This window comes from Pseudomonas sp. JAI120, assembly GCF_014207255.1.
Classification (GTDB): domain Bacteria; phylum Pseudomonadota; class Gammaproteobacteria; order Pseudomonadales; family Pseudomonadaceae; genus Aquipseudomonas.
Genome location: NZ_JACHCZ010000001.1, coordinates 1,899,298 through 1,925,125 on the forward strand (window position 1 = coordinate 1,899,298; position 25,828 = coordinate 1,925,125).

At 60.4% G+C, this 25,828-nt stretch carries 25 protein-coding genes; 10 read left to right on the top strand and 15 right to left on the bottom strand.

Annotation, left to right across the window (positions count from 1 at the left end; genetic code table 11):
• Window positions 1–38: 38 nt before the first annotated feature.
• The 7 genes from HDC32_RS08965 to HDC32_RS08995 form a co-directional block, all read right to left on the bottom strand.
• Window positions 39–584 carry a DUF2058 domain-containing protein gene (locus HDC32_RS08965; protein WP_028617375.1) on the bottom strand — a complete coding sequence of 182 codons (546 nt, stop codon included), beginning with the start codon at window positions 582–584 and terminating at the stop codon, window positions 39–41.
• Window positions 585–609: 25 nt separating this feature from the next.
• Window positions 610–1,443, bottom strand: coding sequence for a nucleoside triphosphate pyrophosphohydrolase (gene mazG, locus HDC32_RS08970; protein WP_131698620.1), 834 nt, complete (start codon window positions 1,441–1,443; stop codon window positions 610–612).
• A 132-nt stretch (window positions 1,444–1,575) separates the two neighbouring features.
• On the bottom strand, window positions 1,576–3,819 hold the full coding sequence (gene relA / locus HDC32_RS08975; RefSeq protein WP_027603791.1) for a GTP diphosphokinase: 2,244 nt from the start codon (window positions 3,817–3,819) through the stop codon (window positions 1,576–1,578).
• Between the two features lie 123 nt (window positions 3,820–3,942).
• Entirely contained in the window at window positions 3,943–5,295 is a 1,353-nt protein-coding gene (rlmD, locus tag HDC32_RS08980) for a 23S rRNA (uracil(1939)-C(5))-methyltransferase RlmD (RefSeq protein WP_131698621.1), read from the bottom strand.
• On the bottom strand, window positions 5,295–6,197 hold the full coding sequence (gene cysM, locus HDC32_RS08985; protein WP_015885254.1) for a cysteine synthase CysM: 903 nt from the start codon (window positions 6,195–6,197) through the stop codon (window positions 5,295–5,297). The genes rlmD and cysM overlap by 1 nt, the downstream gene beginning before the upstream one ends.
• Before the next feature lie 231 nt (window positions 6,198–6,428).
• Complete coding sequence (locus HDC32_RS08990) at window positions 6,429–7,034, bottom strand: tRNA-uridine aminocarboxypropyltransferase (RefSeq protein WP_184743599.1); 606 nt, start codon at window positions 7,032–7,034, stop codon at window positions 6,429–6,431.
• 6 nt (window positions 7,035–7,040) lie between these two features.
• Complete coding sequence (locus HDC32_RS08995; protein WP_184743602.1) at window positions 7,041–7,934, bottom strand: LysR family transcriptional regulator; 894 nt, start codon at window positions 7,932–7,934, stop codon at window positions 7,041–7,043.
• Window positions 7,935–8,083: 149 nt separating this feature from the next.
• Here HDC32_RS08995 and speB point away from each other — a divergent pair, with 149 nt between their 5' ends.
• From speB to HDC32_RS09015, 4 genes are read left to right on the top strand one after another with little or no spacing between them, the layout of a single operon-like run.
• Entirely contained in the window at window positions 8,084–9,034 is a 951-nt protein-coding gene (gene speB / locus HDC32_RS09000) for an agmatinase (RefSeq protein ID WP_027603787.1), read from the top strand.
• Window positions 9,034–9,456 carry a nuclear transport factor 2 family protein gene (locus tag HDC32_RS09005; protein ID WP_145336990.1) on the top strand — a complete coding sequence of 141 codons (423 nt, stop codon included), beginning with the start codon at window positions 9,034–9,036 and terminating at the stop codon, window positions 9,454–9,456. The genes speB and HDC32_RS09005 overlap by 1 nt, the downstream gene beginning before the upstream one ends.
• A gap of 21 nt (window positions 9,457–9,477) precedes the next feature.
• Window positions 9,478–10,992, top strand: a complete 1,515-nt coding sequence (locus tag HDC32_RS09010; protein WP_184743605.1) for a cytosine permease — start codon at window positions 9,478–9,480, stop codon at window positions 10,990–10,992.
• A 24-nt stretch (window positions 10,993–11,016) separates the two neighbouring features.
• Window positions 11,017–12,399 (top strand): sodium:solute symporter, encoded by a 1,383-nt coding sequence (locus HDC32_RS09015; protein ID WP_184743608.1) that lies wholly within the window; start codon window positions 11,017–11,019, stop codon window positions 12,397–12,399.
• Between the two features lie 65 nt (window positions 12,400–12,464).
• Here HDC32_RS09015 and HDC32_RS09020 read toward each other — a convergent pair whose 3' ends face one another.
• The 3 genes from HDC32_RS09020 to ptrR form a co-directional block, all read right to left on the bottom strand.
• Window positions 12,465–13,487, bottom strand: a complete 1,023-nt coding sequence (locus tag HDC32_RS09020; RefSeq protein ID WP_260403586.1) for a hypothetical protein — start codon at window positions 13,485–13,487, stop codon at window positions 12,465–12,467.
• Window positions 13,488–14,207: 720 nt separating this feature from the next.
• Window positions 14,208–14,330, bottom strand: coding sequence for a PA1414 family protein (locus HDC32_RS32055; protein ID WP_003193089.1), 123 nt, complete (start codon window positions 14,328–14,330; stop codon window positions 14,208–14,210).
• A gap of 143 nt (window positions 14,331–14,473) precedes the next feature.
• On the bottom strand, window positions 14,474–15,367 hold the full coding sequence (gene ptrR, locus HDC32_RS09025; protein WP_131698628.1) for a putrescine utilization regulator PtrR: 894 nt from the start codon (window positions 15,365–15,367) through the stop codon (window positions 14,474–14,476).
• Between the two features lie 103 nt (window positions 15,368–15,470).
• Between ptrR and HDC32_RS09030 the strand changes: the two genes are divergently transcribed.
• The gene (locus tag HDC32_RS09030) at window positions 15,471–16,679 is read left to right on the top strand and encodes an MFS transporter (protein ID WP_184743610.1); all 1,209 of its coding nucleotides are present in this window, start codon (window positions 15,471–15,473) and stop codon (window positions 16,677–16,679) included.
• Here HDC32_RS09030 and HDC32_RS09035 read toward each other — a convergent pair.
• The 3 genes from HDC32_RS09035 to HDC32_RS09045 all read right to left on the bottom strand — a co-directional run bounded on the left by HDC32_RS09035 (window position 16,591) and on the right by HDC32_RS09045 (window position 19,579).
• On the bottom strand, window positions 16,591–18,033 hold the full coding sequence (locus HDC32_RS09035) for an NCS1 family nucleobase:cation symporter-1 (protein WP_184743613.1): 1,443 nt from the start codon (window positions 18,031–18,033) through the stop codon (window positions 16,591–16,593). The two genes, HDC32_RS09030 and HDC32_RS09035, sit on opposite strands and share 89 nt — an antisense overlap.
• Before the next feature lie 198 nt (window positions 18,034–18,231).
• The gene (locus HDC32_RS09040; protein WP_167656970.1) at window positions 18,232–18,630 is read right to left on the bottom strand and encodes a DUF2177 family protein; all 399 of its coding nucleotides are present in this window, start codon (window positions 18,628–18,630) and stop codon (window positions 18,232–18,234) included.
• A 112-nt stretch (window positions 18,631–18,742) separates the two neighbouring features.
• Window positions 18,743–19,579, bottom strand: a complete 837-nt coding sequence (locus HDC32_RS09045; RefSeq protein WP_053133042.1) for a S1 RNA-binding domain-containing protein — start codon at window positions 19,577–19,579, stop codon at window positions 18,743–18,745.
• 322 nt (window positions 19,580–19,901) lie between these two features.
• Between HDC32_RS09045 and HDC32_RS09050 the strand changes: the two genes are divergently transcribed.
• The 3 genes from HDC32_RS09050 (at window position 19,902) to HDC32_RS09060 (ending at window position 21,943) form a co-directional block, all read left to right on the top strand.
• Window positions 19,902–20,081, top strand: a complete 180-nt coding sequence (locus HDC32_RS09050) for a hypothetical protein (protein ID WP_003193095.1) — start codon at window positions 19,902–19,904, stop codon at window positions 20,079–20,081.
• Between the two features lie 206 nt (window positions 20,082–20,287).
• On the top strand, window positions 20,288–21,010 hold the full coding sequence (locus tag HDC32_RS09055) for a TorF family putative porin (RefSeq protein ID WP_131698633.1): 723 nt from the start codon (window positions 20,288–20,290) through the stop codon (window positions 21,008–21,010).
• A gap of 66 nt (window positions 21,011–21,076) precedes the next feature.
• Window positions 21,077–21,943, top strand: a complete 867-nt coding sequence (locus HDC32_RS09060; RefSeq protein ID WP_167656969.1) for a DUF6279 family lipoprotein — start codon at window positions 21,077–21,079, stop codon at window positions 21,941–21,943.
• A gap of 16 nt (window positions 21,944–21,959) precedes the next feature.
• Here the strand turns inward: HDC32_RS09060 and HDC32_RS09065 are convergent, their stop codons facing one another.
• Entirely contained in the window at window positions 21,960–22,349 is a 390-nt protein-coding gene (locus HDC32_RS09065; RefSeq protein WP_131698635.1) for a transcriptional regulator, read from the bottom strand.
• A 154-nt stretch (window positions 22,350–22,503) separates the two neighbouring features.
• On the opposite strand from HDC32_RS09065, the gene HDC32_RS09070 reads away from it, so the two are divergent.
• The gene (locus HDC32_RS09070; RefSeq protein ID WP_131698636.1) at window positions 22,504–22,779 is read left to right on the top strand and encodes a hypothetical protein; all 276 of its coding nucleotides are present in this window, start codon (window positions 22,504–22,506) and stop codon (window positions 22,777–22,779) included.
• Between the two features lie 49 nt (window positions 22,780–22,828).
• Here the strand turns inward: HDC32_RS09070 and HDC32_RS09075 are convergent, their stop codons facing one another.
• A complete protein-coding gene (locus HDC32_RS09075; RefSeq protein WP_090400172.1) occupies window positions 22,829–24,175 on the bottom strand; it encodes a DEAD/DEAH box helicase in 1,347 nt (448 codons plus the stop codon).
• Window positions 24,176–24,368: 193 nt separating this feature from the next.
• Between HDC32_RS09075 and HDC32_RS09080 the strand changes: the two genes are divergently transcribed.
• The gene (locus HDC32_RS09080; protein WP_131698637.1) at window positions 24,369–25,658 is read left to right on the top strand and encodes a mechanosensitive ion channel family protein; all 1,290 of its coding nucleotides are present in this window, start codon (window positions 24,369–24,371) and stop codon (window positions 25,656–25,658) included.
• Window positions 25,659–25,828: the final 170 nt, after the last annotated feature.

A 25,828-nucleotide genomic window follows, 5' to 3' on the forward strand; every position in this document is an offset into this window, starting at 1 on the left:
CAGGGCAAGCATGCTCGCCACCATTCGTTGCTACAGCCTTACCACATCAGATCATCCGGGATCTGGTAAGCGGCGTACGGATCGTCCTCATCCGGCACCTGGCTTTCGGTGAGGATGTTGAGCTGCACGATACGCTCCGGTGCACGCTCCTGGATCTTCAGCGCCGCTTCACGCGGGATCACCTCGTAGCCACCGCCGTGATGCACGATGGCCAGGGAGCCGTTGCTCAGCTTGTTGCGCATCAACGTGTTGACCGATAGGCGCTTGACCTTCTTGTCATCCACGAAGTTGTAGTAGTCCTCGGTGGTCAGCTTAGGCAGGCGCGAGGTCTCGATCAGTTGCTTGACCTGGGCCGTACGGGCCTTGGCCTCGGCTTTTTCCTGCTGCTGGCGGTTGAGTTCCTGGTCACGCTTGACCTTCTCGGCGTGCGCCTCGGCGGCCAGGCGAGCCTGGGTGTCATCGGCCTCGATCTGGCCCTTGTGGACCAGCCGCTGCTGCTTCTGTTTTTCTTTGCCGACCTGCTTGGCCTGCTTTTGGTTGACCAGACCTGCTTTGAGCAACTGGTCGCGAAGGGAAAGGCTCATGGTGCTTACTCACTTAGGCAACTGCTCAACCGCAGCTGGACACGTTCTTTTCCTGACGTTTGGCTTCGCCCCACAGGGCGTCCAACTCTTCGAGGGTGCAATCTTCTATGGGTTGGTGGGTGTCGCGCAATGCCTGTTCGATAAATCGGAAACGTCGTTCGAACTTTGCATTGGCGCCACGCAGTGCTGTTTCCGGATCGACCTTGAGGTGACGGGCCAAGTTGACCGCCGCGAACAGCAGGTCACCGACTTCATCGGCGATGGCCTCCGGGTCGTTGTCAGCCATGGCTTCGAGCACTTCATCCAGCTCTTCGCGCACGTTATCCACCACCGGCAACGCCGATGGCCAGTCGAAGCCGACCTGGCTGGCGCGCTTCTGCAACTTGGCGGCCCGGGACAAGGACGGCAACGCAGTCGGCACATCGTCCAGCAGGGACAGTTGCTCCGGCGCGTCGGATTTTTCCGCACGCTCCTCGGCCTTGATCTGCTCCCAGCGCTCCTTGACCTGTTCTTCGCTGAGCTGAGGTATATCCAGCGGCGCATACAGATCGCCGGTCGGGAACACATGGGGATGACGGCGAATCAGCTTGCGGGTGATGCTGTCGATCACCCCGGCAAATTCGAAACGCCCTTCTTCCCGCGCCAGCTGGCTGTAATACACCACTTGGAACAACAGGTCGCCCAACTCACCCTGCAGATGATCGAAGTCGCCGCGCTCGATGGCGTCGGCCACTTCGTAGGCCTCTTCCAGGGTGTGCGGGACAATGGTGGCGTAGGTTTGCTTGATGTCCCACGGGCACCCGTATTTCGGGTCTCGCAGGCGGCTCATCAGGTGCAGCAGGTCTTCAAGTGAATACATCTTTCTGTGTCCGATCAGTGTGGGAGGGGGCTTGCTCCCGATAGCGGTGCGTCAGCCACCAGATGTATCAACTGACAGCCTGCTATCGGGAGCAAGCCCCCTCCCACCTTTAGCCTGCATTCATTCCGCGAATCATGGGGTACGGTTGCGCCGCGTCTCAATGATGTTCGGCAACTGGGAAATCCGTCCCAGCAACCGCCCCAGTGCGTCCAGCCCCGGAATCTCGATGGTCAGGGACATCAGCGCAGTGTTGTCCTCTTTGTTCGAGCGGGTGTTGACCGCCAGCACGTTGATGCGCTCATTGAGCAGCACTTGCGAGACGTCACGCAGCAGGCCGGAACGGTCGTAGGCACGGATGATGATGTCCACCGGGTAGGTGAGCACCGGCACCGGGCCCCAGCTGACCTGGATAATCCGCTCCGGCTCGCGCCCGCCCAGTTGCAGCACCGAGGCGCAGTCCTGGCGGTGAATGCTCACGCCACGGCCCTGGGTGATGTAGCCGACGATGGCATCCCCCGGCAACGGCTGGCAGCAGCCGGCGATTTGCGTCAACAGGTTACCGACGCCCTGGATCTGGATATCGCCGCGCTTGCCGGGCTTGTAGCCGGTGGCTTTGCGTGGGATCAGCTCCAGTTGTTCGTTGCCGCGCTCCGGCTCGACCAGTTGCTGGGCCAGGTTAACCAGTTGCGCCAGGCGCAGGTCGCCGGCACCGAGGGCGGCGAACATGTCTTCGGCAATCTTCATGTTGGCTTTTTCGGCCAGCTTGTCGAAGTCCACCTGTGGCAGGCCCAAGCGGCCCAGCTCGCGTTCGAGCAGGGTCTTGCCGGCGGCGACGTTCTGGTCGCGTGCCTGCAACTTGAACCAATGCACGATCTTCGCCCGCGCCCGCGATGTGGTGATGTAGCCCAGGTTCGGGTTCAGCCAGTCGCGGCTCGGCGTGCCGTGCTTGCTGGTGATGATCTCGACCTGCTCGCCGGTTTGCAGGCTGTAGTTGAGCGGTACGATGCGCCCGTTGATCTTGGCGCCCCGGCAGTTATGGCCGATTTCGGTGTGCACACGGTAGGCGAAGTCCAGCGGCGTGGCGCCCTTGGGCAGGTCGATGGCATGGCCGTCGGGGGTGAAAATGTAGACCCGGTCCGGCTCGATATCCACCCGCAGCTGTTCGGCCAGGCCGCCGATGTCGCCGAGTTCTTCGTGCCATTCCAGCACTTGGCGCAGCCAGGAGATTTTCTCTTCGTACTGGTTGGACCCGGCCTTGACGTCGGTGCCCTTGTAGCGCCAGTGCGCGCACACGCCCAGCTCTGCCTCTTCGTGCATGGCGTGGGTGCGGATCTGCACTTCCAGCACCTTGCCCTCGGGGCCGATCACGGCGGTGTGCAGCGAGCGGTAGCCGTTTTCCTTGGGGTTGGCGATGTAGTCGTCGAACTCCTTGGGAATGTGCCGCCACAGTGTATGGACGATACCCAGCGCGGTGTAGCAGTCGCGCATTTCCGGTACCAGAACGCGCACGGCGCGCACATCGTAGATCTGGCTGAAGGCCAGGCCCTTGCGCTGCATTTTGCGCCAGATCGAATAAATGTGTTTGGCACGACCGCTGATGTCGGCATCGACCCCGGTGGCCTGCAACTCGGCGCGCAACTGGCCCATCACGTCGCTGATAAAGCGCTCGCGGTCGAGCCGCCGCTCATGCAGCAACGTGGCGATCTGTTTGTATTGATCCGGTTCGAGGTAGCGGAAGGACAAGTCCTCCAGCTCCCACTTGATATGGCCGATACCCAGGCGGTGGGCCAGCGGCGCGTAGATGTCGAAGACTTCGCGGGCAACGCGGTTGCGCTTTTCGTCGTCGGCGGTCTTCACCGCACGGATCGCGCAGGTGCGCTCGGCCAGCTTGATCAGGGCGACACGCACATCGTCGACCATCGCCACCAGCATCTTGCGCAGGTTTTCCACCTGGCCCTGGGTGCCCAGCACCATGGACTGGCGCGGGCTGAGGCTGGCGCTGATGGCGGCCATGCGCAGCACGCCGTCGATCAGCTTGGCCACAACCGCGCCAAAACGCTGGCTGACGGTCGGCAACTGAATGTGCCCTTCACGCACGCCGCGATAGAGCACGGCGGCGATCAGTGAATCCTGGTCCAGCTTGAGATCGGCGAGGATCTCGGCGATTTCCAACCCGGTTCGAAAGCTGGAAGTGCCTTCGGCCCAAAGGTTCTTGGCTGCATTGTCTTGTTGCTCAGACTCGCGAGCGAACTCGCAGGCTGCTTTCAAGGCTTCACGGTCCAGTGCCGGGTCGACACTGATGGCATGATCCAGCCATGCCTCGAGATTGATACTGCCGTCGGTGTTGATCGGCTGGTGTGCTCTCACCTGTACCATCTTGCTTACCTTCCCTACGACGCACCTTGGATGCGCCAAAATCATCGCCGACCTTTTTACTGCGAACTCCGTGGCAGATCATAGGCCTTGGAGAACGCAGGCCAGTCGGATTAAACGGGCATCCTAGCCCGCTTCAAATAACGCCATGGCCTCGACATGCGCTGTCTGCGGAAACATGTCGAGGATCCCGGCACGTTTTAGCCGGTAGCCTTGCTTGACCAGCTCAACCGTGTCCCGCGCCAGCGTCGCCGGGTTGCAGGACACATACACCAGGCGCTTGGCCCCCAGGGTGGCGAGCTTGCGCACAACCTCTTGGGCACCATCGCGGGGTGGGTCCAAGAGTACCGCAGAAAAGCCCTGTTTGGCCCATTCCGCGTCAGTCAAAGGCTGGGACAAATCGGCCTGAAAAAACTGCGCATTATGCAAATTATTGTTGATGGCGTTCTGCGCAGCCCGGCCCACCATGGTCTGCACACCTTCCACCGCCACCACTTCGCGCACCTGTTTCGCCAGTGGCAGGGCAAAGTTGCCCAGGCCGCAGAACAGGTCCAGCACCCGCTCATCAGGCTGCGGCGCCAGCCAGTCCAGGGCCTGGGCAACCATCGCCTCGTTGACTCCGGCGTTGACCTGGACAAAATCCCCTGGTCGGTACGCCAACTCCAAATTCCACGCGTCCAATCGGAAACCTAGTGATTGATCGGGCTCAATCGGTTCCGGCTGACCTTCCCCATGTAGCCACAGCTGGGCTTCATGGAAGCTGCAAAATTCTTTCAGGATCAGCAGATCCGCGTCCGACAACGGCGCCATATGCCGCAGCAGCACGGCGACGGACGAGCCACTGAACAACTCCACATGCCCCAAGGCCTGAGGTTTGCTCAAGCGACGCAGCATGTTCGGCAGGCGCTGCATGATCGGTTGCAAGGCCTGTACCAGCACCGGGCAATCATCGATGGCGACGATGTCCTGGCTGGCCACGGCGCGGAAACCCACCTCGAGTTTTTTCGCCTTGGCATCCCAGCGCACGGCCACGCGGGCGCGGCGTCGGTAAGCGAATTCCGGCCCGCTCAGCGGTGCAGCCCACTCCTGCGGTTCGACACCGGCCACGCGGGACAGTTGCTCGGCGAGCATGCGCTGTTTCAGGGCAAGTTGTTCGTCATGGGGCAAGTGCTGCACGCTGCAACCACCACAGCGGCCGAAGTGCGCGCACGGTGCCGGACGACGCAGCTCGCTGGCCTTGAACACGCGTTCGGTGCGGGCCTCGACCACTTTGCCGTGGGTGCCCAACACTCGCGCTTCAACCTCTTCGCCGGCCAGCGCACCGTTCACAAACCAGGTGCGGCCTTCAAAGAACACGATGCCGCGGCCGTCGTTGGCCAGGCGCTCGATGGTCAGGCGTTGCTTCTTGCCCACGGGAATCTGTGGGGCCCGGCTGCCGCCCGTCGGTTGGAAGCGCAGGCCTCTCTCGTGCTTGGCCATCAGTTGGGTTCGTCGAAAATGCCGGTCGACAAGTAACGGTCGCCTCGGTCACAGATGATCGCGACGATCACCGCGTTTTCCACTTCCTTGGACAAGCGCAACATACCCGCCACGGCACCGCCGGACGACACGCCGCAGAAGATGCCTTCTTCACGCGCCAGGCGGCGAGTGGTGTCTTCGGCTTCACGCTGGGCCATGTCGATGATGCGGTCCACGCGCGTCGCGTTGTAGATCTTCGGCAAATACTCTTCGGGCCAGCGACGAATGCCTGGGATGGCCGCACCTTCCATCGGTTGCAGGCCGACGATCTGGATCGCCGGGTTCTGCTCCTTGAGGTAGCGCGAGTTGCCCATGATCGTGCCGGTGGTGCCCATGGAGCTGACGAAATGGGTGATGGTGCCCTGGGTCTGGCGCCAGATTTCCGGACCGGTGGTGGTGTAGTGCGCTTCGGGGTTGTCCCCATTGGCGAACTGGTCCAGCACCTGGCCACGGCCTTCGGCGGCCATGCGCTCAGCGAGGTCGCGGGCGCCTTCCATGCCTTCTTCCTGGGTGACCAGCACCAACTCGGCGCCATAAGCGGTCATCGCCGCCTTGCGCTCGGCGCTGCCGTTGTCGGGCATGATCAGCACCATCTTGTAACCCTTGATCGCGGCGGCCATGGCCAGGGCGATCCCGGTGTTACCGGAGGTGGCTTCGATCAGGGTGTCACCGGGCTTGATCTGCCCACGCAGCTCGGCGCGGGTGATCATCGACAGCGCCGGGCGGTCTTTTACCGAGCCGGCCGGGTTGTTCCCTTCGAGCTTGAGCAACAGGGTATTGCTGGTTTCACCCGCCATGCGTTGCAAGCGGACCAGGGGCGTGTTGCCGACGCAATCGGCGATTGTAGGGTACTGCAAGGTCATGGCGTATTCGCAATCCAGACTGCGGGGGCGAACATCATACCGGGAAAGGTCGGCGGGCCATATCACGCAAAGTGCGGTGCTTATGGTTTAAAGGAATAAGCGGAAAAGAGGGTGAGCTTGAGGGCCCCACCGGGAGCGAGCCCCCTCCCACACTGGACCGCATTCTCATGCTGGAACTCGGTCGAATGTGGGAGGGGGCTTACTCCCGATGGCCGCGCGTCGATACCCCGCCTAGCCCAAATGCCCATCGCCATGATTTTTCTGAAAGACCTCCTCCCCCATCACCGCAATCTGCCCTTCGATCAAGGCGTCAAACGGCTTGAGCAACGGTTCAAACGACACCGGCGCCTCCAGCACCTGCAACGCCTGCACAATCGCCTCCACCGTCGACAACGCCCCTGGCCCGGGCGCCTTGCGTAATCGGTAGCGAGACACGGCGCCCTCGACCAGCGTCACTCGAGGCAGCGCCGCCAACAACGGATTGAGGTGCAGCAGTTTGCGCGCCTTGCGCCAGGTGCCGTCGGGCACCACCAGCAACAGCGGCTGATCGCCGGGGGCATAGGCTTGCAACGGCTGTGCATCGTCAGCCGGAAACAACAGCCGCGCCTGATAGCCGGGCGGGCTCAACAAGGTTGGCAGGTCATCAAAGACCTCGCCCACTACCAACTGCGCATTGTTCAACCCCAGCGCCGCCAACCGCGCGGTGTTGAGCGCATGGTTGACCTCGCTCGGGTGCTGCAACAGCAACACGCGGGTACGGCTGTCGAGATTGGGGATCAGCGCGCACAGGCAATGGGCAACAGGCCTGAGGCAGCGGGAGCATTGGGGTCGGGACATGGTTGTTCAGGCCTGATTGAGCTGGGCTTTGAGTAAATCGCGGAAGGTCTGGATCAACGGCTCGCGACTGCGGCCCCGGCGCATGATCATCGAGAACGGCGCCTGGTAGCCGAAGGTGGCGGGCAGCAATACGCGCAGGTCGCCCTTGTCGGCCCAGGCCTGGGCGTAGTGTTCGGGCAGGTAGCCGATGTAGGCACCGGAGAGCACCAGGATCAGTTGCGCCTCCATACTTTCCACGGTAGCGGCGCTGTGCTTGAAGCCGTGGCGCGCCAGTTCGGCCTGGCTCCAGTAACCGCGGCCGACCATGCGTTGCTGGGTGATCACTTGTTCAGGGATGCGACGCTCGTTGAACAACGGATGGCGGGTGCTGCAATACAACCAGTGTTGCTCGCGGTACAGCGGCATGTACATCAGCCCACTCATGCGATTGGAAAAGGCGCCGATGGCCAGGTCCAGGCGGTTGTCCTGCACACCGAGTTGCAGTTCGTAAGGGCTCATCACCGATAAATTCAGGTGCACCGCCGGGTGCTCCAGGCTATAGGCGCCGATAACCTCGGCGAACGGCAAGGCGTTGTCGCTTACGGTGGAGTCGAGCACGCCGAGCTTGAGCGTGCCGCGTAGCTCGCCCTTGAGCGCGGCGGCGTATTGCTCGAAGCCTTCCAGCTCACCCAGCAGGCGCAAGGTTTCCTGGTGAAACAGCTCGCCCTTGCTGGTCAGGCTGAACCCACCCCGCCCGCGATGGCACAGCACCAGGCCCAACGCGCTTTCCAACTGGCTCATATAGGTGCTGATGGCCGACGTGGACAGGTTGAGTTCGTGCTGGGCGTTGGCAAAGCCCTGGTGGCGCACGACGCTGACGAAGATGCGCAGGAGTTTCAGGTCGGGCAAGGCGTTGGCCATGGTTGGCTCCGGGTATAGATCTCAGCAGTCTACCTGCGCGCTTTAGTTTAGAAAAATCTGAACTAAGTATTTGCCCCTGCCGATTCTTCCCTTCCTGCGCATTTCGCAGAATCGGCCCCTGATAAACACAACAACGATGAGGCAATCCCGTGGACAAGATTTTCCACCAACCACTGGGCGGCAACGAAATGCCGCGCTTCGCCGGCATCGCCACCATGATGCGTCTTCCCCACTTGCAATCGGCCAAGGGCCTGGATGCGGCCTTTATCGGCGTGCCCCTGGACATCGGCACCTCGCTGCGTGCCGGCACCCGCTTCGGGCCGCGTGAAATCCGCGCCGAGTCAGTGATGATCCGCCCCTACAACATGGCCACCGGCGCCGCGCCATTCGACTCGCTGTCAGTAGCGGATATTGGCGACGTTGCGATCAACACCTTCAACCTGCTGGACGCCGTGCGCATCATCGAAGAGGCCTACGATGAGATTCTCGAGCACAACGTGATCCCGATGACTTTGGGCGGCGACCACACGATTACCTTGCCGATCCTGCGGGCGATCCACAAAAAACACGGCAAGGTCGGGCTGGTGCACATCGATGCCCACGCCGACGTCAACGACCATATGTTCGGCGAGAAAATCGCCCACGGCACCACCTTCCGCCGCGCCGTGGAAGAAGGCCTGCTTGATTGCGACCGCGTGGTGCAGATCGGCCTGCGCGCCCAGGGCTACACCGCCGAGGACTTTAACTGGAGCCGCAAACAGGGCTTCCGTGTGGTGCAGGCCGAAGAATGCTGGCACCACTCCCTCGCGCCACTGATGGCCGAGGTGCGGGAAAAAGTCGGCGGCGGCCCGGTGTACCTGAGCTTCGATATCGACGGCATCGACCCGGCCTGGGCGCCCGGCACCGGCACCCCGGAAATCGGCGGGCTGACCACCATCCAGGCGATCGAAATCATCCGTGGCTGCCAGGGCCTCGACCTGGTTGGTTGCGATCTGGTAGAAGTTTCGCCGCCCTACGACACCACCGGCAACACCTCGCTGCTGGGCGCCAACCTGCTGTACGAGATGCTCTGCGTACTGCCTGGCGTGGCGCACCGTTGATGAGCGTGCCGCAGGTATTGAAAGCCGCCGCCGACCTGGTGTCGGCGTTTGCGCGCAACGACCGCGCCGCCTACTTCGGCGCGTTCACGGCCGATGCCAGCTTTGTGTTTTACACCCTCCCCCAGCCGCTGCTCAGTCGCGATGCCTACCAGGCGTTGTGGGACAGCTGGCGTCGGGATGAAGGGTTCGAGGTGCTGTCCTGCACCTCGAGCAACGCCGTGGTCAGCCTGCAGGGGGACGTGGCGATATTTATTCATGACGTGGCCACCGAGCTGCGCATGAACGGGGAGCAATTCTTTAGCCAGGAACGCGAGACCATTGTCTTCAAACGCCAAGGATCTCGCACAGAACAACAAGAAGGCCTGTGGCTGGCCTGTCACGAACATTTGTCCGCTATGCCGGAAGGGCTGCCGCCCCCTTAGCCACTGTGATCGGAGCTGATCATGAATAATAAAAACAACGATAAAAGTATTCGCAAAATAGAAACCAACGGGGTTGAACAGATCCCGGACAACGAGCGTACGGCCACCCCCAAGGATCTGTTCCGCCTGATCTTCGGCGGCGCCAATACCTTTGCCACCGCTGTGCTCGGTTCCTTTCCGGTGTTGTTCGGCCTGTCGTTCCAGGCTGGCGTCTGGGCGATTGTGCTGGGTGTGCTGGTGGGTGCGTTGATCCTCGCCCCCATGGGCCTGTTCGGGCCAATCAATGGCACCAACAACGCGGTGTCTTCCGGTGCGCACTTCGGCGTGCACGGGCGGATTGTCGGTTCGTTTCTGTCACTGCTGACGGCGATTGCCTTCTTCTCACTGTCGGTGTGGAGTTCAGGCGATGCGCTGGTCGGCGGTGCGAAACGGCTGATCGGCCTGCCGGAAACCGACCTGACCCTGGGCCTGGCCTACGGCGTATTCGCCATGCTTGTCCTGACGGTGTGCATCTACGGCTTTCGCTTCATGCTGTGGGTCAACCGCATTGCGGTCTGGGCGGCAAGCCTGCTGTTTCTGTTGGGCATCTTCGCGTTCGCGCCGACCTTCGACAGCCACTTCGCCGGCACCGTAGCCCTGGGCCAGACCGGCTTCTGGGCGGCGTTTATCGGCGCGGCGCTGGTGGCCATGAGCAACCCGATTTCCTTCGGGGCGTTCCTGGGTGACTGGTCACGTTATATCCCGCGTGAGACGCCGAAAATGCGCATCATGCTGGCGGTGGTCCTGGCACAAATCGCCACCTTGATCCCGTTCCTGTTCGGCCTGGCCACCGCGACCATCGTGGCGATCAAGGCGCCGGACTACATCGCGACCAACAACTACGTCGGCGGCTTGCTGGCGGTGGCACCCACCTGGTTCTTCCTGCCGGTGTGCCTGATCGCAGTGATTGGCGGCATGTCCACCGGCACCACCTCGCTGTATGGCACCGGCTTGGACATGTCCAGCGTGTTCCCGCGCGTGCTGTCGCGGGTCAAGGCCACGCTGCTGATCGGGGTGATGTCGATTGCCTTCATCTTTATCGGACGTTTCGCCGCCAACCTGGTGCAGAGCGTATCGACCTTCGCCGTGCTGATCATCACCTGCACCACGCCGTGGATGGTGATGATGATCATCGGCCTGATCGTACGTCGCGGCTTCTACTGCCCGGATGACCTGCAGGTCTTCACCCGTGGTGAAACCGGCGGCCGCTACTGGTTCAGCCACGGCTGGAACTGGCGCGGGCTGGGGGCCTGGATCCCGAGCGCGCTGGTGGGCCTGTGCTTTGTCAACTTGCCGGGTCAGTTTGTCGGGCCGCTGGGCAACCTGGCGAACGGCATCGATATCAGCCTGCCGGTGACGCTGGGGTTGGCGTCGGTGGTGTACCTGACGTTGCTGCGTGTGTTTCCGGAGCCGGCTTCGGTGTATGGCCCCAATAGTCCGCTTCGCAGCCCTGCGGGAGCAAGCTCCGCTCCCACAACAAGTTCGCCTGTTACCTAAAACAATAATCGGAGACCCGCCGTCATGGCTTTGGATTTATTCGTCGTACTCATCTACGCCGCCGGCATGCTCGTGCTCGGCTATTACGGCATGCGCCGCGCCAAGACCCACGAAGACTACCTGGTGGCCGGTCGGAACCTGGGCCCGTCGCTGTACATGGGCACTATGGCCGCCACGGTACTGGGGGGGGCATCCACCGTCGGTACTGTGCGCCTGGGTTACGTGCATGGCATCTCCGGCTTCTGGCTGTGTGCCGCGCTGGGCATGGGGATCATCGCGCTGAACCTGTTCCTGGCCAAGCCGCTGTTGAAGCTGAAAATCTTCACCGTCACCCAGGTGCTGGAAAAGCGCTACAACCCCATGGCCCGCCAAGCGAGTGCGGTGATCATGCTGGCCTACGCGCTGATGATCGGCGTGACCTCGATCCTGGCCATCGGCACGGTGCTGCAAGTGTTGTTCGGCCTGCCGTTCTGGATTTCGGTGTTGCTGGGCGGTGGTGTGGTGGTGGTCTACTCGACCATCGGCGGCATGTGGTCGTTGACCCTCACTGACATCGTGCAGTTCGTGATCAAGACCGTCGGCCTGATGTTTATCCTGCTGCCCATCTGCCTGTACCGCGTCGGCGGCTGGGATGAGCTGGTGGCCAAGCTGCCGGCATCGAGCTTCAGCTTCACCGCGATCGGCTGGGACACGATCATTACCTACTTCATGATCTACTTCTTCGGCATCCTGATCGGCCAGGACATCTGGCAGCGAGTGTTCACCGCCCGTGACGAAAAGGTTGCCAAGTACGCAGGCACTTTCGCCGGTTTCTACTGCATCCTCTACGGCCTGGCCTGTGCACTGATCGGCATGGCGGCCCATGTACTGATTCCGGACCTGGATAACGTCAACAACGCGTTTGCGGCCATCGTCAAAGCCTCGCTGCCAGACGGGATTCGTGGCCTGGTGATCGCTGCGGCACTGGCGGCGATGATGTCCACCGCCAGCGCCGGCTTGCTCGCCGCCTCCACCGTATTGACCGAAGACCTGCTGCCACGTTTGCGCGGCGGTAAACAATCGAGCCTGGCAATCAACCGCCTGTTCACCATGCTGACCGGTATCGTCGTGCTGGGCATCGCATTGGTGGTCAATGACGTGATCAGCGCCCTGACCCTGGCCTACAACCTGCTGGTGGGTGGCATGCTGATCCCGCTGATCGGCGCGATCTTCTGGAAGCGGGCGACCACGTCGGGGGCAATCACGTCCATGACCCTGGGCTTCGTGACGGCGCTGGTGTTCATGTTCAAGGATGGGTTGGATGCGAACACGCCGATCTACTACAGCCTGGCGGTGGCGCTGGTGAGTTTTGTGCTGGTGAGTGTGTTGTCGCGCCGGCCACAGGCGCAGGTGGCTCGGACGGTGTAAGAAATAACGGGGTTAGAGCGGTTTCTTCAGCGGGTGCGACGTCGGATGTCGCACCCGTTTTTTCATTAATACCGTGCCGAACCTGCAGACGCCTTTGCCTGGATGATCTCCTGGACCAATGAAGCCCACACCAATCCCTGCGTCGTCCCCCCGGCATACGTGCCGCCAGCGGCAATGCGGTTGTAGGCGGAGCAATAGACTATCGACAGTCCATCCGTTTCCTCTGCTCCCATGGGCGTGACGACGAAGTGCTCTCTGCTCATATCAGCAATTTGGGTTGGGCTCAGATACTGGGGCATGAACTGAACCCCAGAACGCTGCAAAAGCGTGACTATCTCATCCATCAAGTGCGCAAACCCCAGGTCGTCGCCCGATGCGTCAATCGATGGATTGTCAGCCAGAAACTTTTCAAACAGCTCAATGCCTGCGCGATTGCACTCTACGGCCAAGTACTGATTTCCAGGCGTTAGATAATCGTTACTCAGCGGCTTTGCAGTCGTCTCGGCGGCTGACAGACCGGCTCCATCGCTCTGCTGATGTCCTCCGTAGACCGAGACCTGATAGTTGGCCAGGCGCAACATCACGGCTTGGAGCAGGCCGTTGATACCTCGACCGAGGATCGATACGCGCGGCGCGCCGGCATCTGCCTGTTGCGCGGGGATCGTCAATGAGTGGGCAAGTTTGCGCCTGACCAGGCAGCGCAAGGCGGTCAGGCTCAGTTGAATTGAGACGGCATAGTCAAGGTCGCCATGGCAGGCTTCAGTCATTGCCGCCTGGGTTGTAAGGGTCGCCGGTTTACGCCACTTGGAGACACTGCAGCCGAGTGCCTGCGCGCGCCCCCGAAATGCATCGAGTGTCCCAGGCCCGTAGTCCAATACAAGCTGGATACCTTCAGCCGTTGCCAGGGCCCGCAACGCGTCGTCGCTGAAGACATCCGGCTTGGCGACGCAGACCAGGCGAGCTTGCGTGTGCAGGCACTGAATGAGGGCCTGATCAATGCGATGGGTGGACTCATCATTCAGGGATAAACAGATAGCGACAGCACGAGCCCCCTCCAGCACCTCGTGCCAGTCCAGACCAAAGTACACTCGACTGTCGGAACAGGCTTTGCCGAGAGTGTCCGGCCTCGGACCCTGTCGATCCAATACCTTGATCCGAACCTCAGGATCCCGATCTGTATGAGCAGATCGTGTTTGGTCAATGTCGGGGGAAAGAACACTACATTGCTGGGTGCGTGAGCCTTCCAGGCTCTCGACACCGGTGCGAGATGCAGGATATTTCCGGTTATGGCGATAAGGGACGCGGCGACTGGCGGAATGGAAGAGAGCCTCATAGCTGTGTCTCCAGCAATTCTGACTGACTAATGCCTCGCAGAGAGCCATTCAATGAAGGGTGGGGCGTTATTAAAATGCCCTTGAGGAACTCAACCTACGCTCATCGTTTGAATTGAATAAGCCAGCCGTTTCTGATGAACAAGTAGCCTGATTCCGACACTTGAAAGTCAAAAGCCTGACTGACCTGCATAGATTCGGACTACTCCCCGTGTCACAGAGGAACAACAGACATCTCCTGGAAGCAGACGCTTCCATCGGAACGATTGTTCAGATCACCTGGGGCGAGTGAGTGTTGTGGAGTGAGGGGGTTATCGCGAGGGGTGACTCGGGCGGCGGGAGATAGGACTGGTGCAAAACAAACTGTGAGAGCGGGCTCGCCCGCGAAAGCGCTGGATCAGTCAATCATTCCGTTAACTGACACACCGCATTCGCGAGCAAGCCCGCTCCCACCTTTAATCCTGCTTCGACCGGAGATTATCTGCGGCGAGGACGACGCTGCTCGTCATCGGTACGAATGGGCACCGGTTGCAGCGGTGGCTCGATCAGGCCCAGCGCAACGCCGAGGTCGTGGAGCCAGTTTTGAATTTTCTCTTTCATGGTTTGCCCCCTTTGAGGGTAATGCTGGTAGGCGCAAGTTCTGTCGCCTTTTCCTACACTGATAGTAGCCCTAAGTCCTACGTATTGCTTGAACGAAACCACAACGAACTATTACTGAATTGGTCCAAATCCTGACGGATCGTTCAAGCAATCGCACGTGCGTCTTGCAGGACCTCGGCCCTGCCTTCTTGCTGCAGGTCGATCCATGCATTGAGGTTAGCGCCGAGCATACCCTTTCGCCACATCAGCCAGGTGGTCGCAGTGGCAAAATGCCCTGTCAGCGGATGAACGGACACGCTGTCCTTGCCCGGCAAGCTGTCGAGCATGGATTCGGCCATCAGCGCCACACCAGAACCGGCGATGACACAGGCAAGCATGCCTTGATAAGACTCGATCTCAATCGCTCGCCCCATGGCGACGTGCTCGTGGGAAAACCAGGTTTCCAGGCGCGTGCGATAGGCACAGCTGCGGCGGAAAGTGAACACCGAACGGCCCGCAACGTCTTGTGGCCCGCGCACCGGCGGATGGTCGGCTTCGCATATGAGCACCAGGCGTTCTTCGCACAGGGCTACACCGTCCAACGAGGCGATAGTGATGGGCCCGTCCACAAAAGCAGCATCCAGGCGCCCGGTAATCAACCCTTCGAGCAATTCACCGCTGGGCGCCGATTGCACCTGCAAGTTAACCATCGGGTACGCCTTGTGATAACGCGCCAACAACTTCGGCAAATGCACCGCAGCCGTGCTGTACATGCTGCCCAGTACAAAATCGCCGGCCGGTTGCCCGCCTTGCACGGCGCCATGGGCTTCATCGTGAAGCGCCAGCAGACGGGTGCTGTAGTCCAGCAATACCTTGCCTGCCGGAGAAAGCTGCAAGCGCTGGCGTTCGCGCACAAACAACTCCACGCCCAGCTGTTCTTCCATCTGCTTGAGCCGGGTCGACAAGTTCGACGGTACTCGATGCAGGCGCTCGGCAGCGCGGGTGATGGAGCCCTCTTCCGCGACGGCCTGGAAAATCCGCAATTGACTGAATTCCACACCTTTCTCCAAAACTGAACAAGTTGCTCACTATTATTCATTTTTACAGAAAGTCAATCCGCTTTAGCCTGACGGTATTCGCTTACCAGCAGGACACCTGACCATGTCACCCCCCATCCGGTTACTCGCCAGCTTTATCGCCCTGATGATGGCCATGGGCATCGGCCGCTTCGCCCTCACCCCGCAAATGCCCCACTTGCTCAGTGAAGGACAGATCGACCTGACCGGCGCCGGACTGATCGCGGCGGCCAATTACCTGGGCTACTTCGTGGGCGCGGTGGATTCGATTTTTGCGCGCAGCCATCACCATGTGCGGGGTCGCCTGTATGGCGGGCTATGGTTGTGCGTGTTGCTGACCCTGGCGTCGTACTGGGCCCATGGGTTCTGGCCGCACTTGCTGCTGCGTTTCGGAACCGGCGTTGCGAGTGCCTGGGCACTGGTGATGATCACCAGCCTGAGCCAGCCGCTGGCGATTGCCGCCGGGCGTGCACGCCTGGGTGCCCTGGTGTTTGCCGGGCCGGGGCTGGGGATTGTGCTGACCGGGTTACTCGCGCTGGGCTCCAACCTGTTGGACCAGAGCTCTGCAACGTTGTGGCTGATCTATGGTGGGGTGGCGCTGGTGATGCTACTGGCAATCTTGCCCTTCCTGCCCCAGCCGTCCGCCGTTACTGCGCCTGTTGCAAGCCACGCCGACACGGCCAGCAACGGCAGCACTACCCACCTGTGCTGGATCTATGTGTTGTTCGGCCTGGGCTACATCATTCCCGCGACGTTCCTGTCACAAATGGCCAGCGCGCAATTCAAGGGCGCCTGGCAGGCCGATCTGTTCTGGCCCTGCTTTGGTTTGGCGGCGGCGATTGGCGTGGTGGTCGCAAGCCTGCGTCCCAAGGACCCGGACACCACCCGTCGCTGGCTGATGACTACGTTGTGGCTGCAAGCGGCCGGCGTATTCGCCTGCCTGTTGGGTAACGGTTGGGGGCTGGCGCTGGGGGTGTTGCTGTGCGGCGCGCCATTCCTGGCCTGCATGCAGTTGGTGATGGCGCGCCTGCGGGAGATTGCGCCCCACGGCTATCAGCGCAACACCGGGCTGTTGACCGCCAGCTTTGCCATCGGCCAATTGAGTGGACCGTTGCTGGCGTCGGTGAGCAGCCACCTGAGCGGTGGCCTGCAACCCGCGCTGGTGATCGCCGGTGCAGGCCTGTTAGCGGCAGGAGGGGTGTTGGTCAGCCCGCGACCAACGGTGCCGGCGCGCGAACCTGCTCTCGCCGCGCCAACACCAGGAAAAACAGCCCACCCAGGAAGCAACCGGTAAACCAGGCAAAGTTAGCCATGCCCTGCAACGCCGGCGTGAAGGTGATCGCGACACCCACCAGTGTCGCAGGCACCAACGCCTTGACCGCCGTCCAGTTCACACCGCCATCGAAGTAGTAGCGCCCGCTCGGGCTGTCATCGAACAGCGCGTCCACGTCGATCTTCTGCTTTTTGATCAGGTAGAAGTCCACCAGCAAAATCCCGAACAACGGGCCGATAAAGGCCGCGAGAATATCCAGGGTGTAGTGGATCATCAGCGGGTTATTGAACAGGTTCCACGGGGTGATGAAGATCGAAGCCACGGCGGCGATCATGCCGCCGGCGCGCCAGCTGATTTTGCTCGGTGCGACGTTGGCGAAGTCGAACGCCGGGGAAACGAAGTTGGCGACAATGTTGATGCCAATGGTGGCCGTGACAAAGGCAAAAGCGCCGAGCAGCACCGCCATGCTGTTATCAATACGCGAGACGGTCGCGATCGGGTCATGGAGCATTTCACCAAACACCGGCAAGGTGCCCGAGACGATGACCACGGTCACCAGGGAAAACGCCAGGAAGTTCACCGGCAGGCCCCAGAAGTTGCCGCGCCGCACATCCTGCATACTGCGGCAGTAACGGCTGAAATCACCGAAATTCAGGGTCGGCCCGGAAAAGTACGACACCACCAGCGCCGTCGCCACGATCACCTGACCGACCGCCTGCCAACCCGACAGGGATTTTTCCGACAGGGTAAAACTGATATTCGCCCACCCTGCCTTCCACACGATCCAGCCGGCCAGGGCAAACATCACCGCGTAGACCACCGGCCCCGCCCAATCGATAAAGCGGCGAATGGACTCCATGCCGGCCCAGAACACGGCCGCCTGCAACACCCATAAACTGAGGAAACCAAACCAACCCAGGTAAGACAGGCCAGCAAAATGCGGCTCTGCATACACCGCCATCTGTGGGAAAAAGCGCAGTACCACAATGATCAAGGCACTCGACGCCAGGTAGGTCTGAATTCCGTACCAAGCCACCGCAATCAGGCCGCGAATCACCGCGGGAATATTCGCGCCGAACACACCAAACGCCAACCGGCAGATCACTGGATAGGGCACGGCGGCCTGCTGGCTGGGCTTGGCCACCAGGTTGGCAATCAATTGCACGATGCAAATGCCTGCCAGCAAGGCAATCAACACCTGCCAACTGGCCAGCCCCAGGGCGAACAGACTGGCGGCGAACACATAGCCACCCACGCTGTGCACGTCACTCATCCAGAAGGCAAAGATGTTGTACCAGGTCCACTTTTGCGGCAGTGGGCCAAGGTCCTGGTTGTAAAGGCGTGGGCTATAGCCTTCGGGCAATTGTTCGATCATCGCTGGGCTCCTCGTAATACCGGCCTGCGCTTCCGTCACGGGGTGCATACGGGAGGCGGCCTGGTTTGTATACGAGATAGTCAGCAGAATACGTGCCAATAGAACACAATCCCTCTGCAACGGCGATCCAAACGGGTATACGGAGGTTTAGTAACGAGGATTGCGCTCAGCAACGGTGCAGATCAATCCTGTACACAATCATCGGTGCACCCGATGTGCACACAAGTACCCGACCGTGCAGCACGCCGCTGTGAGGAAGGTGCCCCAGGCCATGTCCATCATCGCCAATCCGCCAGACCAGCCTTGCAGCGTGGCCCAGTTGCTCAGGTCGTAGGTGCCGTAGGCCACCAGGCCCAGCAACGCACCCAGTCGGGCCGCGCGTTGCCAACTGGCGCTGGGCAAGACCACGAACACCACGCAACCGAGGACATACAAGAGATAGAACAGCACGGCGGGCAACAGGCGAGGCTGATCAAGCATCAGCGGGCCCAGCAGGGATTTGTAGGTCGGGCCCATGAGGACACCGAGCCAGAGGCCGTCGAGGATCAGGAAGGCAAGCAAGGTGCCGAGGTAGGCGAAGACAGACTTCTTGGGCATTGATGCAGCCTCTGCAGGAGCGAGCTTGCTCGCGAAAACATTCCAGGCGCATCACGGTGTCGGATGTACCTTTTTCGCGAGCAAGCTCGCTCCTACAGAGAGCAAAGCGCACTCAGCTTAGTTCAATGCGATCCGCGTGAATCACGATCTGGCCCTGCTTGTAAAGCGCACCAATGGCCTTCTTGAAGTTGCCTTTGCTCACGCCAAACAAGTTGCTGATCACCGCCGGGTCACTCTTGTCGCTGACCGGCAAACTGCCGTTGTTTTCACGCAACTTGGCGAGGATCTTCGAGTTGAGGCTGGAGGCCGCTTCCTGGCCAACCGGTTGCAGGCTCAGGCTGATGTTGCCATCGGCGCGGATCTCTTTGATAAAGCCTTTCTCTTCCTTGCCCGGGCGCAGGAACTTGAACACTTCGTTCTTGTGGATCAGGCCCCAGTGCTTGTTGTTGATGATCGCCTTGAAGCCCATGTCGGTGGCTTCGGCGACCAGCAGGTCGACTTCCTGGCCCACGACGTAGTTGGCCGGCGTCTTGTCCAGGTAGCGGTCAAGGCGCGCGGTGGCGGTAATACGCTTGGTGTGTTTGTCGAGATAGACATGCACCACGCAGTATTCACCGGCGGTCATCTGACGTTTTTCTTCCGAGTACGGGAGCAACAGATCCTTTGGCAAACCCCAGTCGAGGAACACGCCAATGCTGTTGACTTCCACGACTTTCAAACTGGCAAATTCGCCAACTTGAACTTTCGGTTTTTCGGTAGTGGCGATAAGTTTGTCATCGCTGTCCAGATAAATGAAAACGTTAAGCCAATCTTCATCTTCACTGGGAATATCCTTGGGGATATACCGATTAGGCAAGAGGATTTCGCCATCTTGCGCACCATCGAGGTACAAACCAAAGTTAGTGTGTTTAACCACTTGCAAGCTGTTGTAGCGCCCGACTAAAGCCATTTCCAATACCCTCATTGCGTGGGCGGCATTCTACCCGAGTTGCGCCTGCCACGCGCGCGCGCCTGAAAAATCGCGGGTTTATCTGGCGTTCCAGTGGCACCGCCCCGCTCGTCCGATCATTCGGCTGAATTTTGCCACGCCACCCGTGCCGGCTCAGCCCGTGGTTTCGAGTTAAAACAGGAAGTTAGGGGCTAATTTCAAAGATAAACTTTGGCTGTTTTCAGCCGCTGCTTTTATTCCCGGGGGATATTTACCAAGCAATTGTCAAGTATTTCCTGTACGATGCCTGGCCAAGTTAATTTTCTACAGGTTAGTGGCCGCCATGCGTGTAAAAGCATCCAACAGCAAAGCAAAGCCAGCTCCCGCCGTTGAAACCAGCGAATCGATCAACAGCCAGATTGCTGCTTTCCTCAAGTCCGGTGGCGAAATCCAGCAAATTGCCAAGGGCGTGAGCGGCCAGACTTTCGGCCCGTCCAAGCAGATCAGCCTGGGTAAAAAGTAATACCGCGCAGCACATCTGGTCCCTAAGCGTCTTACCTTCAAGGCGCTAGGACTAGAGCCCGAAATACCCTCTCGCATCACCTTCAGAACGTGCAAATCGACGAACGGGCCTCACCTCCTGAGATTCGCCGGTATGCTTGCACACGTCTAGCACGGGCATCTGCCCTATTTCTCCGTTACTGCTCCTCGCTTTTCATGGAGTGAAGCATGCTTAAACGCTGCATTTTCGTGGCCAGTATCCTGGCGGCCAGCCCTCTCGCCGAAGCGCAGATTTTCCAGCGTGAACTGGGCGACTTCGACCTGAAATTGGGCACCACCCCCAGCCGCAGCATGGCCCAAGGCCTGGTCAAGCCGACCTCGCCGGGCAGTGACTCATTTCATGGCGGGCTGGACCTGAGTCATGACAGCGGCCTGTACTTTGGCCAGTTTTCTCCGAACATGGGCCTGTCGCCGGCCAGCACTCTTGAAGTCGATTCGTATATGGGATTCAAGCACCCTTTCGACCGGACACTGGGCTACGAAGTCGGTCTGATCCACTACAGCTACCCCAAGCTCAGCCCCCTCGACAGCCAGGAGCTCTACGGCGGCCTCAACCTGCTGGGCAATCGCTTCGGCGCTTCCTTCAGCAACGACCCGGACCGCCAGGACAGCACCCTGTTCGCCGACCTCAGCGGCACCCAGCCCTTCGGCATCGGCGTCAGTATGAAATACACCACCCATCAACTGGGCACCCCGACCTCAGTGGAGGGGGGGTCCATCAGCAGCTTCAGCGACTGGTCGATACAGTTCTCCCGCGCCTGGAAGGGCATCGACCTGGACCTGATCTACAGCGATTCCAGCCTCAGCGGCGGCGATTGCTCGGCCTATTCCGGACACAATTCGCAATGCGATGGCCTGTTGACCTTGAAGGCGATGCGGTCGTTTTATTGATGGGCTGAACTGTCGCGTGCGCCGCGGGTTCACATGCATTAACTCCCTCTGCGCAAGGACACGCCCATGCTGCATCGGCTCAAACTGCTGGTGGTATTCCTGACCCTGAGCCTGGTGCTCGCGGGCTGCAACCGCGTGGGCCTGGCCTATCGCAACCTGGACGTGATCATCCCCTGGACCCTCAACGACTACTTGGACATGAATGCCGGGCAGAAGAGCTGGTTCAACGACACACTCAAGGAACACCTGGCCTGGCACTGCACCACACAATTGCCGGGTTACCTCGACTGGCTCGACCGCCTGCAAGCAATGGTCGAGAGCAACCAGGTCACCGATGCAGCGCTGCAAACCCGCACGGTTGAGGCCAAGCAGGCAATTGCCGAAGTGGCGCGGGAAATCACACCGTCGGCGATCGAATTGTTACAAGGGCTGGATGACCAACAGGTCAACGACATGAACGATGCCCTGGCCAAGGACCTGCGCAAACGCCAGGACGACTATCTTAAGCCGCCGCTGGCCAAGCAGATCCAGGACCGCGCCGAGCGCATGAACAAGCGCCTGAATGCGTGGATGGGGCCGCTGAGCGATAGCCAGAAAAACCGGGTGATGGCCTGGTCCATCAGCCTGGGCGAGCAGAACGAGCAGTGGATCGGCAACCGTGCCCACTGGCAGGCACAATTCATCGACGCCGTGCAGCAGCGCCACGACACCGACTTCCCGCAGAAGATGCAGCAATTGCTGGTAGACCGCGAAAGCCTGTGGACACCGGAGTACCGCGCCGCTTATGCACAGACCGAAGCCGCTGCGCGCAGTCTGATCGTCGACTTGGTGGCCGAAAGTACCGTACAGCAGCGCCTGAAATTAACGCAGAAAATCGACGGCGTACGCAGCGACTTCAAAGCACTTAAATGCCTCAAGGCCGCTGCGAATTAATGTGGGAGGTGCCCGCTCAGGCAATCTGCGCCTTCGAAGCCACTTCGGAAAAAGTCGCGGGGTCCAACGCATCCGCCTGCTCATCCAGCACCTGACGCGGGTGATCATTGCCCGGGATGGAGCTGTCGATCAGCGCCAATAGCTGCGCACCCAGTGCGGTCAGAATGAAATTCTCACCATTGCCGCCTTCTTCCTCAGGGCGCGACTCGATAAACCCACGCTTGAACAACAGCGCCTCGTAATCGGCAGCCGTCTTTTTCAACGCATCCAGATTGCCCGTGGATTCGCCCGCCGTGGCCTTCTCGGCCGCTTCCTGCTCGGCGTATTTGCGCGGGGCAAAACTGCCTTCGCCGTTCTGCACTTCGTGCAGCAGACGTTCGATCAGATCCCAATTGTAAGTCGTCATCCTGATTCCTCCTGCAGGCCTAAGGAAAGTAGCCTGCCTGTAGGAGTGACCCTGCGCGCCTGTGGCCGTTCAGACCAACCGACGGACGTCATTTCTCTGAACTTTCCAGACGTTCACCACCTCAACTGAGCATCACCGCCAAGGAGGTCCGATCATGAAAACCCTGAAAAACCTGGCCATCGCCGCCACGCTGCTCACCGCCCTGCCCGCCTGGGCCTGCACCCCGGAAGAGGCCACGGCCAAGCGCGAGCAGTTGGCCCAGGAAGTGGCCAAACTCACTGAGCAGAACCCGACCAAGGCCAAGGAGATGAACGACGAGCTGCAGAAGATGGACCTGGATACTGAAAGCGCAGAGTTCCCCGACAAGTGCCAGTTGATCGACGCCCGGCTCAAGGAATTGAAAGAAGCTGCCGCCAAAGCGAAAAACTGAGGTTATAAAAAAACCGGACAACGTCCGGTTTTTTCACATCCCTCAAGCCTTACTCGGCAGCGGGTGCTTCTGGCTTGCGACGCTTGAGCGGCGCCATGCCGTCCTTGCTGACGAGCGAGAGGTTGTCGGTCTTCGGCCGGTTGGCGATCTTGCGCTTGGTCGGCGACTTGGCACCGGCCTTTTTCTTGTCGCCCTTGGCGTCGGTCTTTTTCTTCTTCACGCCAACCGCCTTGCCCGACGCCTTGACCTTTTTCGGCCCGGTGTAGGTGCCTTTGACCTCCTTGATGGTGCGGCGCTCGAACGACTGCTTGAGGTAGCGCTCGATGCTCGACATCAGGTTCCAGTCGCCGTGGCAGATCAGCGAAATCGCCAGGCCATCGTTGCCGGCACGCCCCGTACGGCCGATACGGTGCACGTACTCGTCGCCGCTGCGTGGCATGTCGAAGTTGATGACCATGTCCAGGCCGTCCACGTCCAGGCCGCGCGCGGCAACGTCGGTGGCGACCAGGATCTTCACGCCGCCGGCCTTGAGGCGGTCAATGGCCAGTTTACGGTCCTTCTGGTCTTTCTCGCCGTGCAGCACGAACGCCTTGTAGTCCTGGGCCACCAGACGACCGTATATGCGGTCTGCGGCAGCGCGGGTGTTGGTGAACACGATGGCCTTCTGATAGGTCTCGTTGGCCAGCAGCCAGTTGAGGATCTGTTCCTTGTGCACGTTGTGGTCAGCGGTGACGATCTGCTGGCGCGTGGTGGCGTTCAGGTCGCTGACGTTGTTGACCTGCAGGTGCTCAGGGTTGTTCAGGACCTTGGCGACCATGTCACGCAGGGTCGAACCGCCGGTGGTGGCGGAGAACAGCATGGTCTGCTGGCGATTCACGCATTCAGCCACCAGGCGCTGCACGTCGTCGGCAAAGCCCATGTCGAGCATGCGGTCGGCTTCGTCGAGTACCAGCACTTCGACTTCCTTGAGGTCAAGGTTACCGGCGTTGAGTTGCTCGATCATGCGGCCCGGCGTACCGATCAGGATGTCCGGCACCTTGCGCAGCATGGCGGCCTGGACCTTGAAGTCTTCGCCACCGGTGATCAGGCCGGACTTGATGAAGGTGAACTGCGAGAAGCGCTCGACCTCCTTCAAGGTTTGCTGGGCCAGCTCGCGGGTTGGCAGCAGGATCAGGGTCTTGATGCTGACGCGGACTTTGGCCGGGCCGATCAGGCGATTGAGAATCGGCAGGACGAAAGCGGCGGTCTTGCCACTCCCGGTTTGAGCCGTCACCCGCAGGTCACGCCCTTCGAGCGCGAGCGGGATGGCCGCTGCTTGCACAGGCGTAGGCTCGACAAATTTCAGCTCGGCCACGGCTTTGAGCAGGCGTTCGTGCAGGGCGAATTGGGAAAACACGGGTGCTACCTCGAAGAAATACAAAAAATCAGCTGCATAGGGTACCGGTTTCGGGCGTCCAAACCGAGTGTCTTTACGCGAACGGCGCTAATCAATTGCTTTTTTGTCAGAGTATTTGTCCACGGCATCAACTTTGTTGCACTTAAATGCTCTAATCGCGCCGTCTTGTCTTACAGAAGAATCGGTTTCATCCATGGATATCAAACAGCTCTGGCTCAACGTCCAAGACCTTTGGGGCACCCTCGACGAACACCCGCTGCTGCATGCCAGCCTCGGTTTCCTGGTGTTGCTGGTGGTGGCCCTGCTGCTCGGGCGGGTGGCCCGTTACCTGATCCTCCACGCCGTCAAATTGCTCGGCCGGCAACCGGCGCTGCACTGGCTCAACGACCTGCGGCACAACAAAGTCTTCCATCGCCTGGCGCAGATGACGCCCTCGCTGGTGATCCAGTTCGGCCTGTACCTGGTGCCCGCCCTGAGCAAGACCGCGATCCTGTTTATCGGCAACGTGGCCCTGGCATTGACCATCCTGTTCCTGGTGCTGGCCCTGAGCGCGCTGCTCAACGCCCTGCTGGACATCTACGCCCGCACCGAACACGCGCGTACCCGCTCGATCAAAGGTTATGTGCAGTTGGCGAAAATGGTGCTGTTCGTGTTTGGCGCGATCATCATCGTCGCCACATTGATTGACCGTTCACCACTGTTGCTGCTGTCAGGCCTGGGCGCCATGTCGGCAGTGATCCTGTTGGTCTACAAGGACACCCTGCTGTCGTTCGTCGCCAGCGTGCAGCTCACCAGCAACGACATGCTGCGCGTCGGCGACTGGATCGAAATGCCCCAGGTCGGCGCTGACGGCGACGTGGTGGACATCACCCTGCACACGGTCAAGGTGCAGAACTTCGACAAGACCATCGTCTCCATCCCGACCTGGCGCCTGATGTCCGAGTCGTTCAAAAACTGGCGCGGCATGCAGGCCTCCGGTGGGCGACGCATCAAGCGCAGCCTGTTTATCGATGCCAGCGGCGTGCGCTTCCTGCGTGACGATGAAGAAGTGCGCATGACTCAAGTGCACCTGCTCACCGACTACATCGGGCGCAAGCAGGCCGAACTCAAGGCCTGGAACGAAGCCCAGGGTCACAGCGCGCAACTGTCGGCCAACCGCCGGCGCATGACCAACCTCGGCACCTTCCGCGCGTATGCCCTGGCCTACCTCAAAAGCCATCCGGACATCCAGCCGAACATGACCTGCATGGTGCGCCAGATGCAAACCACCGCCGAGGGCGTGCCGCTCGAGATCTACTGCTTCACACGCACCACCGTATGGGCCGATTATGAGCGGATCCAGGGGGATATCTTCGACTACCTGCTGGCCGTATTGCCGGAGTTCGGACTGAACCTGTACCAGCAACCCAGCGGCACCGATCTGCGCACCGGGATACTGGCGCTGGCACACAATACCCGAACCGCGGAAACCCCGGAGTACTGACAACAATACCGGCGAGGGGCTGGCAAGCGCCTCGCCGGAAGGTGCGAGAAGCGTTGGAACGGTATTGATCCAATACACCACTGATAAGGCGGCAAGTTCACGTGCAACTTGAGCCACCGCTGACGCCCCCCCACAATAAAAGCTGGCAACTATGTGTAGCCGCTGCTGCC